Origin of the sequence: Lentzea albidocapillata subsp. violacea (genome assembly GCF_900100275.1) — a bacterium.
Lineage (GTDB): Bacteria > Actinomycetota > Actinomycetes > Mycobacteriales > Pseudonocardiaceae > Lentzea > Lentzea violacea.
The window spans coordinates 906,505-919,887 of record NZ_FNET01000001.1 but is presented as its reverse complement, the minus strand read 5'-3'; the positions used below and the strand labels follow the sequence as shown (position 1 = coordinate 919,887).

Annotated in this window: 15 protein-coding genes; 4 read left to right on the top strand and 11 right to left on the bottom strand. The window is 69.6% G+C overall.

All coding sequences use genetic code 11. The features are described 5' to 3' along the window. The first annotated feature begins 67 nt into the window (after window positions 1–67). Window positions 68–3,223 carry a S8 family serine peptidase gene (locus BLR21_RS04050; RefSeq protein ID WP_090004220.1) on the top strand — a complete coding sequence of 1,052 codons (3,156 nt, stop codon included), beginning with the start codon at window positions 68–70 and terminating at the stop codon, window positions 3,221–3,223. A 36-nt stretch (window positions 3,224–3,259) separates the two neighbouring features. Here BLR21_RS04050 and BLR21_RS04045 read toward each other — a convergent pair whose 3' ends face one another. From BLR21_RS04045 to BLR21_RS04025, 5 genes are read right to left on the bottom strand one after another with little or no spacing between them, the layout of a single operon-like run. Beyond that, on the bottom strand, window positions 3,260–3,670 hold the full coding sequence (locus BLR21_RS04045; protein ID WP_218130756.1) for a YciI family protein: 411 nt from the start codon (window positions 3,668–3,670) through the stop codon (window positions 3,260–3,262). Window positions 3,671–3,675: 5 nt separating this feature from the next. Continuing rightward, the gene (locus BLR21_RS04040; protein ID WP_090004218.1) at window positions 3,676–4,074 is read right to left on the bottom strand and encodes a VOC family protein; all 399 of its coding nucleotides are present in this window, start codon (window positions 4,072–4,074) and stop codon (window positions 3,676–3,678) included. A 44-nt stretch (window positions 4,075–4,118) separates the two neighbouring features. Next, complete coding sequence (locus BLR21_RS04035; protein WP_090004217.1) at window positions 4,119–4,691, bottom strand: TIGR03086 family metal-binding protein; 573 nt, start codon at window positions 4,689–4,691, stop codon at window positions 4,119–4,121. A gap of 4 nt (window positions 4,692–4,695) precedes the next feature. Next, on the bottom strand, window positions 4,696–5,367 hold the full coding sequence (locus BLR21_RS04030) for an RraA family protein (RefSeq protein ID WP_090004216.1): 672 nt from the start codon (window positions 5,365–5,367) through the stop codon (window positions 4,696–4,698). 11 nt (window positions 5,368–5,378) lie between these two features. Then, the gene (locus tag BLR21_RS04025; protein ID WP_090004215.1) at window positions 5,379–6,539 is read right to left on the bottom strand and encodes an MFS transporter; all 1,161 of its coding nucleotides are present in this window, start codon (window positions 6,537–6,539) and stop codon (window positions 5,379–5,381) included. A gap of 74 nt (window positions 6,540–6,613) precedes the next feature. On the opposite strand from BLR21_RS04025, the gene BLR21_RS04020 reads away from it, so the two are divergent. Beyond that, window positions 6,614–7,351, top strand: coding sequence for a DeoR/GlpR family DNA-binding transcription regulator (locus tag BLR21_RS04020; RefSeq protein WP_256334444.1), 738 nt, complete (start codon window positions 6,614–6,616; stop codon window positions 7,349–7,351). Next, a complete protein-coding gene (locus tag BLR21_RS04015; RefSeq protein ID WP_090004214.1) occupies window positions 7,348–7,935 on the top strand; it encodes an HAD family hydrolase in 588 nt (195 codons plus the stop codon). Before BLR21_RS04020 ends, BLR21_RS04015 begins: the two co-directional genes overlap by 4 nt. Here BLR21_RS04015 and BLR21_RS04010 read toward each other — a convergent pair. The 5 genes from BLR21_RS04010 to BLR21_RS03990 form a co-directional block, all read right to left on the bottom strand. After that, complete coding sequence (locus BLR21_RS04010; protein ID WP_090004213.1) at window positions 7,924–8,460, bottom strand: vitamin K epoxide reductase family protein; 537 nt, start codon at window positions 8,458–8,460, stop codon at window positions 7,924–7,926. The two genes, BLR21_RS04015 and BLR21_RS04010, sit on opposite strands and share 12 nt — an antisense overlap. Next, a complete protein-coding gene (locus BLR21_RS04005; protein ID WP_090004212.1) occupies window positions 8,457–9,053 on the bottom strand; it encodes a DsbA family protein in 597 nt (198 codons plus the stop codon). The genes BLR21_RS04010 and BLR21_RS04005 overlap by 4 nt, the downstream gene beginning before the upstream one ends. 52 nt (window positions 9,054–9,105) lie before the next feature. Then, entirely contained in the window at window positions 9,106–9,495 is a 390-nt protein-coding gene (locus BLR21_RS04000) for a hypothetical protein (protein ID WP_143027590.1), read from the bottom strand. 50 nt (window positions 9,496–9,545) lie between these two features. After that, window positions 9,546–11,030, bottom strand: coding sequence for a carboxylesterase/lipase family protein (locus BLR21_RS03995; RefSeq protein ID WP_090004513.1), 1,485 nt, complete (start codon window positions 11,028–11,030; stop codon window positions 9,546–9,548). Window positions 11,031–11,146: 116 nt separating this feature from the next. Continuing rightward, on the bottom strand, window positions 11,147–11,707 hold the full coding sequence (locus BLR21_RS03990) for a TetR/AcrR family transcriptional regulator (RefSeq protein WP_090004210.1): 561 nt from the start codon (window positions 11,705–11,707) through the stop codon (window positions 11,147–11,149). A 53-nt stretch (window positions 11,708–11,760) separates the two neighbouring features. Here BLR21_RS03990 and BLR21_RS03985 point away from each other — a divergent pair, with 53 nt between their 5' ends. Further along, window positions 11,761–12,639 (top strand): pentapeptide repeat-containing protein, encoded by an 879-nt coding sequence (locus tag BLR21_RS03985; RefSeq protein WP_090004209.1) that lies wholly within the window; start codon window positions 11,761–11,763, stop codon window positions 12,637–12,639. Here the strand turns inward: BLR21_RS03985 and BLR21_RS03980 are convergent. Beyond that, window positions 12,614–13,279, bottom strand: a complete 666-nt coding sequence (locus tag BLR21_RS03980) for an HAD family hydrolase (RefSeq protein ID WP_176929438.1) — start codon at window positions 13,277–13,279, stop codon at window positions 12,614–12,616. The genes BLR21_RS03985 and BLR21_RS03980 overlap by 26 nt on opposite strands. Between the last annotated feature and the right edge of the window lie 104 nt (window positions 13,280–13,383).

The following is a 13,383-nucleotide window of genomic DNA, read 5'->3' as shown; positions in this document are numbered from 1 at the left end:
GGCCACCGTACGAAGTGTCTTAGTCACTGAGGGCTATTCCTTCTTCAGTGAACTAGGGGAGTTCGCGTTGAAACGATCACACATCGCCGCAGGGCTGACGGCTGTCGTGGTTGCCGCCACGGCAGCCGTTCCCGTTTCAGCGGCACCGCAGGAGCAGCAGGTGCGGGCCGGCGGGCTGACCACGAAGGTCACGCTCGTCACCGGTGACGAGATCACCGTCAACAACGGCAAGGTCCACGCCAGAGCCGCACAGGGCAGGGAGAACGTCGGGTTCCGCTCGTTCACGGACCCGCGCGGCGACCTGCACGTCGTCCCGCTCGACGCCCAGGCGGGGCTCAACTCCGGCGAGCTGGACGAGCGGCTGTTCGACGTCTCGCTGCTCGCCAGATCCGGCTACGACGACGCGGCGAGCAAGACGATTCCGCTGATCGTGCAGGGGCAGCCGATCAGCGCGGCGAACGCCGAGTCGTTGCCGAGCATCGGCGCGCACGCGATCACGGTCGGCAAGGACGGCTCGTTCTGGGCCGGTGCCCGGGCGGCGGGCACCGGCAGGATCTGGCTCGACGGCAAGGTCACCGCGTCACTGGACCGCAGCGCCGCGCAGGTCGGCGCGCCCCAGGCGTGGGAGAAGGGCTTCACCGGCAAGGACGTCACCGTCGCCATCCTCGACACCGGCGTCGACGAGACCCACCCGGACCTCGCGGGCGCCGTCGTGGAGTCGAAGAACTTCTCCGACAGCGACACCACCGACGACCGGGTCGGCCACGGCACGCACGTCGCGTCCACCGTCACCGGCGACGGCAGGTACAAGGGCATCGCGCCCGACGCGAAGATCATCAACGGCAAGGTGCTCGGCGACTACGGCGGCGGCCGGGAAAGCGACATCATCGCCGGCATGGAGTGGGCCGGGGCCTTGGCCAAGGTCGTCAACATGAGCCTCGGCAGCTCGTGGCCCGACGAGGGCACCGACCCGATGTCGCTCGCGCTCAACCGCATCACCGAGCAGACCGGCGCGCTGTTCGTCGTCGCCGCGGGCAACTCCGGCGGCACCATCGGCTCGCCCGCGTCCGCCGACGCGGCCCTCACCGTCGGCGCCGTGAACCGGGACGACACCCTCGCCGAGTTCTCCTCGCGCGGCCCGCGCTGGGTGAACAACGCCGTCAAGCCCGACATCACCGCGCCGGGCGTCGGCATCGTGGCCGCGAAGGCCAGGAACGGCCAGATCGGCACGCCGGTCGGCGACGGGCACGTCGCGTTGTCCGGCACGTCGATGGCCACCCCGCACGTGGCGGGCGCCGCGGCGATCCTCGCGGCCAAGAACCCGGCGTGGAAGGCCGGGGACATCAAGGCCGCGCTGATGAACAGCGCCAATCCCAACCCGTTGCTGAGCATCTACGACCAGGGCGCCGGACGTCTCGACGTCGGCCGTGCCGTGTCCGCCGGGGTCTCCACGAACCATGGCAGCTTCTCGCTGGGCACCGCGCAGTGGCCGCACGACGACGACAAGCCCATCACGCAGAAGCTGACCTACCGCAACAACGGCACGTCCGACGTGACGATCGACCTCAGCGTCGCCGAGGTGAAACCCGCCGGAGCGGGCCTGTTCAGCGTCTCGCCGGCGAAGCTCACCATCCCGGCCGGTGGCACGGCCGACGCCACGGTCACCGCCGACACCAAGGCCGCCGTCGCGGACGGTGTCTACGGCGCGGTGGTGCTGTCCTCCGACGGCGTGCGGGTGCCCATCGGCGTCGTGAAGGAGGTCGAGAGCTACGACGTGAAGCTCACGTTCCTCGACCACAACGGCGCGGCGACGCAGTACTACGACTACCGGTTCGTCAACGTCGACCAGGCGCAGGCGCACTTCCGCCACGACCCGTCCGGCACGCTCGTGCAGCGCCTGCCCAAGGGCAAATTCTTCCTCGACGGCACGATCAGCACGCGTGACCCCGACCCGGCCAAGGGCGGCCTGATCACCACGCTGACCGAACCGGCGCTCGACGTCACCGGCGACACCGAGATCGTGTTCGACGCCCGGCAGGGCATCCAGCCGGTGATCTCCGTCGAGCAGAAGGAAGCCAAGTCGGCGTCCGCGGGCCTCGGCTTCCTGATGCAGGCCAACTGGGGCGCGACCGGCGGAACCTGGCACCTCGGCAACTTCGACTCGGTCCGCGTCCGCCCGTCGACGACGTCGTGGCCGAAGTTCGACTTCTACGCCGAGTCCGTGCTCGCCAAGCCGGACGCGGGCGGCAAGTTCGACGGCAGCCCGTACCAGTACCACGTGCGGATCAGCGAGAAGACCCGCGTGCCGGCGAACCTCCAGCGTTCCGTGAAGGACCGCGAACTGGCCCGCGTCAACTCCGTCACGCACGCCCGCGTGCCGGGCTCGATCGGCCAGCGCGACAACGGCGCTTCCGGCCCGCTGCCGTTGCGGCTCAAGGAGTACTACACGCCGGGCGTCGAGTGGTCCGGTTCGCTGACGGAGTTCACGAAGCTCGGCGAGTGGCCACCGCTCGGCTCGCAGTTCTCGGTCACACCCCGCGTGTTCAAGCTCGGCCGCACCACCACCGAGCACTGGAACAGCGCCGTCTACGGCCCCGGCGTGCCGCACGCGCCAGGAACCGTGCGCTTCGCCGGACGCGTGGGCAACCTGCTGCGCCTCGACCTGCCCGTGCACAGCGCGCAGGGCATGTACGGCTACTCCTCCCCGAGCACCGGCCGCACCACCGTCACGCTGGACGGCAAGGTCATCTCCGACCAGCCCGAACCCGGCTATGCCTACCTCCCGAACGTGCCGGCGGAGAGGAAGCGCTACACCGTCCACACCGAGGCGGCCCGCGACTCGTTCTCGTCGCAGGTCAGCGCCGACTGGTCGTTCTACTCGGAGAACGTCCCCGGCGAGGAGTACCAGCCGGTGCCGTTGCTGGCCGTCCGGTTCGCACCCGCGCTGGACGAGAACAACCGCGCCGGACGCGTCGTCACCGTGCCGATCACGGTGCAGCGCAACGGAACGGGCACCGTCACCGACATCAAGGACCCGGCGGTGCAGGTGTCCTACGACGAGGGCAGGACGTGGAAGCCGGTGCCGCTGCGCAAGACGCGGGCGGGCTGGCAGGTCACGCTGATCCACCCGCACGGGGCCAAGAACGTGTCGTTCAAGGCCCGGGCGGCGGACGCGGGCGGTGACGTCCAGCAGACGATCATCCGCGCGTACGACCTGAGGTGACCGCGTGAGGGGCCGGTTCGCGCCGGCCCCTCACCGCTACTTCCGGTACGGCGCCAGCGTTTCCTGGTCCACGTCGGGCGCGCCCATGATCGGGTGCACCTCGATCGGCTGGTTCAGCAGCTTCCCGCCCGGCCCAGGGCACGCCGAGGCCTTGCGGGCGATCTCCAGCAGCCGTTCCTCACTGGCGACGTCGACCACCCAGTACCCGGCGATGACCTCCTTGGACTCCGCGAACGGACCGTCGACCACGACCGGCCCGTCGTCGCTGCCCCGCACCACGAACGCCCGCGCCGGACCGCTCAGACCCTCGGACTGCAGCAGCTCACCCGACGCGCGCAGCTCGGCGTCCAGGTCGCGCATGTAGGCGATCATGCGATGCATGTCCTCGTCGGACCAGGCGGCGACGCCCTCCCAGTCCTCCTGGCTGCCGCCGTAGCTGACCAGCATGTACTTCACTTCCACTCCCCACCGGTAGCGCGGGCCTTGATCTCCTGCACGGCCCAGCTGTTGCCGTCCGGGTCGTCGAAGAAGATGAACGACCCGCCGTCCGCCTCGTTCATGCGCACGATCTCGCCGACCTCGACCCCGCGCTCGACGAGCTGCGCGCGGGCCTTCTCCAGGTCCGACACGACGAGTTGTACACCCTTCAACGTCCCCGGCTCGCCCTTGGCGATGCCCTTGCCCATGACGATCGAGCAGCCGGAGCCCGGCGGGGTGAGCTGCAGGACGCGCGTGTCCTCGCTGAACGTCGTGTCGTGGTCGACCTTGAAACCGAGCTGCTCCTCGTAGAAGCGCTTCGAGCGGTCGACGTCCGACACCGGTACGACGATGACTTCCAGGGTCCAGTCCATGTCATTCCTCTCAGCGGCTGTCCTTCACGCAGCCGTCGAAGTGCTCAGGGACTTTTCGACATGGGGTCCCGGCCCACATACCCGAGCAGCCTGTCCTGCAGAGGAGCGTCCTGCGGCACCCGGATCTCGGCGCCGTAGACCTCGATGCCGGGACCGAACGCGCCGGGTGTGCGGAAGCGTTCCATCAGCTCGGCGGGCACCGACGTCGCCGTTGCCCAGAGGCGTTCCACGTCGGCCGCCGGGATCGTCTCGTCCTGGCCGGTGGCGCGGGCGAGGTCCCAGCCGTGCAGCACCAGGTCGTCGCTGACGACCTGGTCGACGTGGTCCTCCAGCGTCATCGGGCCGGCGGGCGTGGAGACCTCGCTGTGGGCGCGGTCGGAGTCCAATGCTTCCTGGACCTGGCGACGGGCCTCGCGGAAGTCCGTGAGCGGGTCCTCGGTGCGTGGGATCGGATGGCCGAGCATCACGCCGTGCATGTCGATGACGTGGTCCACGACCTCAAGTGCCGTCCACTGCGCACACGGTGAGGGGTTGTCCCACGCGTCGGATTTCACGTGGGCCACCTTCGCCTCGAAGGCGTCCGCACGAGCCCGGTATCTGGCCGAAATCGATGTCATGGCCTCACTCCTCAACGGCGCCGCCGATCTTGCGCAGGTGTTCGCGGAACGTCAGCCCGCTCTCCAGGTACTCGCTGAACCGCAGCTGGCCGCGCAGGGACTCACCCTGCCGCACGCGCTCCGCCTGCGCTCGTTCGACGTCGCGGATGCCGCGCGCCTTCTCGATGAGCGCACCGGCGTCGGACGCCGGCACGAACAGCACGCCGTCGTCGTCACCGCACACGATGTCGTCGGACGTCACGGTCCACGGGCCGATCTCGGCCGTCGAGAGAGCCTCGGGCGCACGGTCACGCAGGCTCAGCGGCCCCGTCGGGTTCGCGCCGAGGCTGAACACCGGCAGCCCGATCGCCCTGATGTCCTGGGTGTCGCGGTGCAGACCCCAGATGACGACGCCCGCGAGCCCTGCCTTCCGCGCTTCGAGCACGATCAGGTCGCCCACGCAGGCCTCGTCCGTGCGGCCGTCGTTGTCGACGACCAGCACGTCGCCGGGCTCGCTGCGTTCGATGGCCTCCAGGAAGACGTCGACGCTGCCCGCGTGCCGGGCGGGCAGCACGCGGCCGCCGGTCTTCGCGCCGGGGATGACCGGTGTCAGGGAGACGGTGCGGACCGGGATGTCCGACCGGATGCACGCGTCGGCGAGGTGTGCGGTGGTGAGATCCAGAGTGGCGAGATCCATGCTCGCAATTCTTACGCCGAGACCTTCTCCTCGGCGGATTCGGCGCGCAACACGCCCGCGGACAGCGCCGCGACCAGGCACAGCGCCACCGGAAGCAGGAACGCGATGTTGAGCGGCACGACGTGGGTCAGCCAGCCGATCACCGCCGGTCCGGCCAGCACACCGAGGTAGCCCAGCCCCGCGACCCGCGACACGTTCGCGCCGGCGGCACCCGGTTCGGCGTGCCCGGCCGCGCTGAACAGCTGCGGCACCGTGCCCGACAGGCCGATCCCGGCGATCGCCCAGCCCACCAGCGCCAGCCAGATCCACGGTGAGAGCGCGGCCGTCGCGATGCCGGCGGCACCGATCACCGAGCCCCAGCGCAGCACCGCCATCGGCCCGGTCTTCGCGGAGACCCGGTCCGCGAGCAGCCGCCCGATGGTCATCGTCGTGGCGAACGCGCCGTAGGCGAGCGCCGCGATCTGCGGGGACGCGTCGAGGACGTCGCGCAGGTGCAGCACGCTCCAGTCGTTCGCGGCACCCTCGCTCAGCATCACCAGCAGGGCGAGCACCGCCATGATCCAGATCCGGCGGGGAGCCTTGCGCTTGCCGGTCTGCTCGGTGGCGTGCTGCGACTCCTTCTCGTCGAGCAGGAACCGGGCGGTCACGAGGCTGACGACGACGCCGAGCACGGCCGCGGCGCCCAGCGTCGTGGCGGGGGAGAGCTCCCAGCTCAGCGTGCGCGCACCGGTCAGTGCGGCCGCCACACCGCCGAGCGACCACGTCGCGTGGAACGCCGACATCACCGGACGCTGGTAGTGCCTCTCCACCACCACGGCGTGCGCGTTCATGCTGACGTCGATCAGCCCGTTGCCGATGCCGAAGATGAGCAGCGCCGCACCGAGCGTCCACTGGTTGACCGCCGCACCGGGCAAGAACGCCGTCACGCTGCACACGACACCGGCGAGCGGCACGACCAGCTTCACGCCCACGCGGTCGGTGAACTTGCCGCCGAGCCGCATCCCGACGAACGCGCCCAGCCCGAGCAGGAGCAGCAACCGGCCGAGCTCGGCGTGGTTGATGCCCGTGCGGTCCTCGACCGTCGGGATGTGCACGAGCCACAGCCCGAGCAGGAACCCGTTGAGGGCGAAGTACGTGAAGGTGGCGACCCGCGCGGCCTTGAGAGCGTTCACTTGCCTCACGCTAACGAACGATTCGCGTGTTCGAAAGGTTGAGTTTCGAACATCACTGTTGTTCAATCACGATCGTGTCCCGACTGAAGCAGATCACCGAGGCGGTCCGCGACGCCGGCTCGCTCGGTGTGGCGGACCTGGCGTCATTGACCGGCGCCTCCGAGATGACCATCCGCCGCGACCTGGAGATCCTCGCAGCTCAGGGCGTCCTCGAACGCTACCGCGGCGGCGCCAGGAGCCTGCTCCTGCGCGGTTCCGAACCCCCGTTCGCGCTGCGCTCGGACGACAACACGGCCGCCAAACGCCGCATCGCCGCCGCTGTGGCCGCCCTGATCGCGGACGGCGAGTCGGTCGTCCTGGACAGCGGCACCACGTGCCTCGAAGTGGCCCGCCTGCTGCACGACCGACGCCTGACCGTCATGCCGTTGTCCCTGCACGCCGTGAACGCCCTGTCTTCTTCTTCGACTCTGACGTTGCTCGTCCCCGGCGGCCGCCCACGCCCTGGCGAGCTGGCACTCACCGGCCCGCTGACCCTGGCCTCGCTGCAGTCGCTGCGCTTCGACACCGCCGTCATCGGCTGCTGCGGCCTCTCCGCCGAACACGGCCTGACCGCCTTCGACCTGGAGGACGCCGCGGTGAAACGAGCCGCCATCACCTCGGCCCGCCGCGTCATCGCCGCCGTGGACGCCTCGAAACTCACCCGCACCGCCCTGGCCCACGTGGCAGCCGTGTCCTCTTTGGACGCCGTGGTCACCGACGCGGAGAGCGCCGAGGGCCTGGCCGCCGCCGGCGTCGCGGTGGTGACGGCATGATCGTGCTGTTCGACATGTTCGGCGTGATCGCCCGCGACCAGTCACCCGAGGTCATGGCCACGATGAGCACCGCGCCGGAGTTCTGGGACGCCTACTGGGCCCACCGCCCCGCCTACGACCGCGGCGACGTGACGGCGAGCGAGTACTGGGCCCTCGTGGGCCACCCGCCGCTGGTCGAGAAGGACGTGGCCAGCTGGAACCGTGTCGACTACGAGATGGTCGCGCTGCTGCACGAACTGCACAACGCGGGCCGGCGCATCGCGTTGCTGTCCAACATCCCCGAGGACCACGCCCAGCACTTCGAACGCACCTACGCGTGGCTCGACCTGTTCGAGGTGCGCGCGTTCTCCTGCCGGATCGGCCACGCCAAGCCGGACCGCGCGGCCTTCGAATGGTGCCGCGACGCGCTGGGCGACGACGACATCCTGTTCGTGGACGACCGGCTGGAGAACGTGCGGGCCGCGGAGCTGGCCGGGATGCGCGGGCACCACTTCACCGGGATCGACGGGCTGCGCGCGCGGCTCGGTCCCAGCCTGACGTTCTCCGCGAACGCCAGGCTGGGACCGCCGGCGCTAGACGAGTGATGACCAGTAGAACCAGAACGCCTGCAGCACACCGGCCACGATCACCAGGTACCACAGGATCAGCACCACGCTGTGGAACTGGAACCCAGGCCGGATGTTGCGCAGCGTCGTGTACCAGAAGATCGGGATCATCACGGCCCACACGACCATGCAGTACGGGCACAGCGCGCCGATCTCGTACAGCGACTGGACGATCAGCCAGTGCACGAACAGCACGCCGAACGTGACGCCGACCTGCAGCCCGATCCACACCCACGACGGCAGTGACACCCCGGCCAGCAGCAGCACGCCCAGGGTCGTCACCACCGCGAAGCCCGCGATGCCGAGCAACGGGTTGGGGAACCCGAACAGCTCGGCCTGGGCGGTCTTCATGATCGAGCCGCAGCTCAGCACCGGGTTGATGCTGCACGTCGGCACGTAGAACGGGTCCTTGAGCAGCGCGATCTTCTCGAGCGTCAGCACGAACGACGCGACCAGCCCGACGAACCCGCCGGCCGCGAGGACCCAGGCGACGATCCGGTTCACGAAAGCGCCTTGTCGATCGCGGCCTTCAGGCCGTCGTAGGAGGGCGTGCCCTTGAACTTGGTGCCGTTGACGAAGAACGTCGGCGTGCCGGTGACGCCGGCCTTGCTGCCCTCGGCGCGCTGGGCGAGCACGCGGTCGCGCAGCGCCGGGTCGTCCAGCGCCTGGTCGAACGCGGCCTGGTCGAGGCCGAGCTGCTGGGCGAAGCCGGTGAACGCCGCGCGCTGCGACGTCTGCTGCCCGGCCCACTCCTGCTGCGCGTCGAACATCAGCCGGAACATGTCGTCCCGCTTGCCCTGCGCGCCAGCGGCCTCGACCGCGACGGCGGCCAGTTCGGAGTGGCGGTGGCTGGGAATCGGGAAGTGCCGCACGTCGAACGTCACACGGTCGCCGTACTCGGCCCGCAGCTTCTCCACACCGGGATAGGTGGCGGCGCAGGCAGGGCACGAGAGGTCGAGGTACTCGACGACGGTCACCCTGCCGTCGGCGGACTGGGGTGCCGCGGTGGTGTCGTTGCGGTTGAACAGGAAGAAGCCGGCGACCACGACCGCCACGACGGCGACGATGATCAGGGACAGACGAGCGTTCTTGGACATGGGAGAACTCCACGTGTGGCGAAGGAAGACGGACCCGCGGAACGGGTTCGGTCTACGCGCGCAGTACGCAGAGCTGCGTCAGCCGCACTTCCAGCCGGCGTGACGGGGGAGACAGAACGGCAGGCAGGCGCACCACCAGTACGTGGAACGAGCCGGACCGCCGCAACACGGCGAACCCGATCAGCACGGCGAGCGCCACCACCAGGCAGGCACCGGCGACCAGGAGGCCCTCGACCAGCCCGCCGTCGTCGGTCAGGTCGGAGTGGGCGACCGCGTGGGTGCTCGACGTCGGGCACTGCGCGGTCCAGGCGAACTCCGTCTCGCACGGCGTGCCCTGCATCATCGCGATCCCGGCGACCAGCGCGAGCACGGCGAAAACCCGCGCGAGATACGCGCGGGTTCGCGAGCTGCGGGTGCCGGGCACGTGATCCAGGGTAGCCACCTCGGCTCCGGGCTCGTGCGGACGGGGGAGAAGCCGCCCGAACCGGATCGCTAGCGCCAGAACGCCAGCCTGTGCTCGGCGGCGTAGTCGACACGCCCGATCGCGCCCGGAGCCAGTGACTGCACGTACTGCCCCTCCGAGAACCGCGGCCACCCTGGCGTCCCGGTGCGGGCGAAGTCCGTCCACGTCCTGATCATGTGGTCGGACAGGCCGCGGTCCTTCGTGAAGTCCTCGTCAGGGAACAGGTAGTCGATGTCCGACGAGTGGTTCGCGCCGTGCAGTTCCTTGGGGAACTCCGGATTCGTGGCCGCGTTGCGGTCAGCGAACTCGAACGCGTAGACGGGCGCCTTCTTCGCGTACAGCGTGTTCTGCCGGAACGTCGCACGCGCCCACACGCGATCCGTCAGCACCGTCGCCCACGCCTGCTTCGGCGACGCGAACGCGCCGGCCGGGTACTCGCGTTCGATCTCGGCCGCGCGATCGGGGAACGCCTCCCGCACCAGCCGTGAGTAGTCCTCAGTGGACATCGGGTCCGGCCGGAACAGCCCGACGAAGCTGTTGTGCTCGTCGCGGGTCGCACCCACGAGCATGGGCACGTTCGCGAACTCGCCCGCCTCCAGCGAGTCGCCCGGCAGCCGTGGCAGCACCGAGCCGCCGTAGCCGACGGGCTGGAAGATGTTCATGATCTGCGGGTAGCCCAGCAGCTTCTCCGCCGGCAGCTTTCGCAGGCACTCGACGTCCGCGCAGCCCAGTTCGGTGCTGATCATCGAGCCGATCTCCTGGATCTCCGGCACCGGCCGCCACGCGAGCGACGGCAACGCCTCCAGATCCGGGAACCAGGCACCGCGAGGCACGTCGACCAGCGTGAACGAGCTGTGCATGATCGCCTTGTGGAACAGCGGCCGCTGCCCGATCAGGTGCGCGCCGACAGCGGTCGCGCCGAACGACACCCCGAACAACGTCACGTTGCCCGGATCTCCGCCGAAAGCGGAGATGTTGCGTTGGACCCACTCCAACGCCGCGCGTTGGTCCAGCAGCCCGAACTCACCGGAGTGCTCGAGTCCGGGCAGCCCGAACCCGCCGAACACCCCCATCCGGTAGTTGAACGTCACCACGACGACATCCCCTTGCCGCGCAAGGCGTTCCGCGTCGAAGTAGTGCCCGGCCCCGATCGCGCCGTCGCCGTGCACCCACACCAGCACCGGCTTGCGGCCGGTGACCGACGGTGTCGTGACGTTGGCGAACAGGCAGTCCTCGTTCGTGCTCTTCGTCTCCGAGTAACCGGACCCGACCTGCGGGCACGGGCTGCCGGGCTCGAAGGCCTCCCGCACTCCGCTCCACGCCGCGGCGCGCACCGGTGGCTTCCACCGCTGCGCGCCCGCGTACGGGACGCCCTGGAACCGCAGGTGCCCGTCGCGCTGTTCCCCCTTGACCTGCCCGGTGTCGGTCGTGACCACGTCCGACGGCATGGCTTCCCCCTTCCCGCATGCGCTGACCAGCAGCACTGCGGCGACCAGCAACGTGCCCCGACGCACGATGATCAACCTCCGGTGGCTAGTGGTGTGGCCCGGAACGTTGCCGGGGAATGCGCGGTCAGACGGGTGCATCGTGGTGCCCTGCTGAGCGTGCATTACCTCGCCAACGGGCCGGGTCACACCACTAGATCGACGGCCGCGACCAACTCCCGTTCGCAGACGTCGAGATCGAGTGACCCGGACCGCAGCACGACGCCGTTGCGCATCGCGAGGATGAACACCGCCATCACGTCCGGGTCGAACACGCGGAACTCGCCGGCCTGCTGCCCCTGTCTCAACAGACCGGCGAGCGCCACGTGATCGGAGTCGGCGATGCCCCCGTCCGTCACCGCCGCGTGGGCCCTGATCCGCAGGAACGCCACCATGTCCGCGCGGTGCTCGCGCAGGAACGCGATGTTGGCGACCAGGAACGCCCGCAGCTCCTCGCGAGCGCCGCCCTGGCCCATCCGCGCGTGCACGAACTCTTGGAAGCGCTCCAAGATGTCCGCGAACACCACGTCGACGAGCTCCTGCTTGTTCCTGAAGTGGTACGAGATCAGCCCCGTGCTGCTCAGCCCGGCACGCGCCGCGATGGCCTTGAACGACGTCTCCGCGTAGTCCAGCTCCGCGATCGTGGCGATCGCCGCCGCCACGATCTGCGCCCGCCGGGCCTGCTCGGTCACGGACTTTGCTCGCATGAGCAAAAATTAGCACGACTGAGCAAACCAGCGGCGGGCCAAAATCAAGTTCCATGAGCATCAGGCAGCACCAGATGGCGTTACGGCCGCTCCGCCGATGGGTGATCGTGGTGTGCGCGGCGGTGGTCGTCGTGCTGACCTCGGCCGTGCTGGCCTGGCTGCTCTTCGAGGCGGGCAGCGACCCCGGACGCCGGCTGGAGGCGATCAAGACCGGGTTCACCGTCGGACTGGCCGGCGGTGGCAGCATCGTGCTGTTCCTGGCGGTGCGACGGCAGTGGCACCAGGAGGTCGTCGCCGTCGTCACCGCCCGCGACGCCGACGAACGCCGCCTGACCGACCTCTACGTCAAGGGCACCGAGCATCTGGGCTCACCGCTGGCCCAGGTCCGCATCGCCGGCCTCTACGCGCTGGAACGTCTCGCCCAGGAGAACCCGCACCAGCGCCAGGTCGTGACGGACGTGATCAGCGCCTACCTGCGCATGCCGTTCGCCGAGGGCGACGAGGACCTCGAGACACAGCAGGAACTGCACGTCCGCCGTTCCGCGGGCACGATCCTCACCACCCACCTGCGCGAACCGGAGTTCTGGGGCGTCACGCTGGACCTCAGCCGCGCGGTACTGGTCGACTTCAACGCCCGCGGCTGCGTGTTCACCGGCGGCCTCAACTGCGAGAAGGCCGTCTTCATCGGCACCGCCCGCTTCACCGACGCCCGCTTCGCCGGGGTCGCCAGGTTCGTCGACGCCGACTTCCGCGGCACGAGCCGGTTCACCGGCGTGACCTTCGAGGACGACGTCCTCTTCGGCGGAGTCCGCTCCCGCGACACGCGCTGGTTCCTCGGCGCCAAGCTCACGAACCACAAGGCCGTGCTCGACCTCCCCGGCTTCCGTGTCGAGCCGGACGGCACCATCACCCCCGACGCACCAGCCCGATGAGGTGGTCGACGGCCGCGCCCAGATCAGCGGGCCCGTCGACGGCGATGCCGGAGCCTCCGAGCCGCCGCAGCGGTTCGATGTCGATGTCCACCCGGTCCCCGACGCTCCACGTCCCCGCCGCCGGCACCCCGCACCGCTGCAGCACCACCCGGAACGCGCCCGGATCGGGCTTGGGCGTGTCACGCGAGTCCTCGGAGGTGAACACCTCGGTGAAGTCCGCGACCCCGAGGCCGACCTTGTCCAGGATCGCCGTCATGGAGCCCCTCGTGTTGTTGGTGAGCAACACGATCGGCACCACCTCGCGCAGCCTGCCGAGCTCCCGGACCACGCCCTCGTCGCGCGCCAGACCGTCCGCGATGGACAGATGCGTCTCGCGGTACTCCAGCCACTGCGCGACGTCGAACCCGTTGGCCCGCACGAACGACGTCGTCGACGTACCGGCCCAGTTCGTCCGCATGGCCTCCCGCAGCTCGGCCACCTTCGCGTTCGCGTGCGCCACGGAGGCGCCCCGCAGCTCCACGAACATCCGGCCTATCACCGAGAGCACCTGCTCCGCGTACGCCTCCTTCGGGTACAGGGTCCCGTCGAGGTCGAACACGACGAGCCGCGGCGTGGACCCGTCTCCGAGAACGTCGATCATGCGCCCACCCAACCACGTCCCGGGGTTTGGAAGACCGCCAAACAGCATGCTTTCAGGTTGACCTGCGGCGAATGGGTGGAGCCAAACGGAACACCACCTCTACC

What these genes read in the sequence shown, in the direction of transcription:
- BLR21_RS04015 (WP_090004214.1), top strand. Translation starts at nt 7,348, where the DNA reads ATGATCGTGCTGTTCGACATGTTCGGCGTGATCGCCCGCGACCAGTCA.
- BLR21_RS04045 (WP_218130756.1), bottom strand. Translation starts at nt 3,670, where the DNA reads ATGCTGGTCAGCTACGGCGGCAGCCAGGAGGACTGGGAGGGCGTCGCC.
- BLR21_RS04005 (WP_090004212.1), bottom strand. Translation starts at nt 9,053, where the DNA reads ATGTCCAAGAACGCTCGTCTGTCCCTGATCATCGTCGCCGTCGTGGCG.
- BLR21_RS03990 (WP_090004210.1), bottom strand. Translation starts at nt 11,707, where the DNA reads ATGCGAGCAAAGTCCGTGACCGAGCAGGCCCGGCGGGCGCAGATCGTG.
- BLR21_RS03985 (WP_090004209.1), top strand. Translation starts at nt 11,761, where the DNA reads ATGAGCATCAGGCAGCACCAGATGGCGTTACGGCCGCTCCGCCGATGG.
- BLR21_RS03980 (WP_176929438.1), bottom strand. Translation starts at nt 13,279, where the DNA reads ATGATCGACGTTCTCGGAGACGGGTCCACGCCGCGGCTCGTCGTGTTC.
- BLR21_RS04030 (WP_090004216.1), bottom strand. Translation starts at nt 5,367, where the DNA reads ATGGATCTCGCCACTCTGGATCTCACCACCGCACACCTCGCCGACGCG.
- BLR21_RS04040 (WP_090004218.1), bottom strand. Translation starts at nt 4,074, where the DNA reads ATGGACTGGACCCTGGAAGTCATCGTCGTACCGGTGTCGGACGTCGAC.
- BLR21_RS04035 (WP_090004217.1), bottom strand. Translation starts at nt 4,691, where the DNA reads ATGACATCGATTTCGGCCAGATACCGGGCTCGTGCGGACGCCTTCGAG.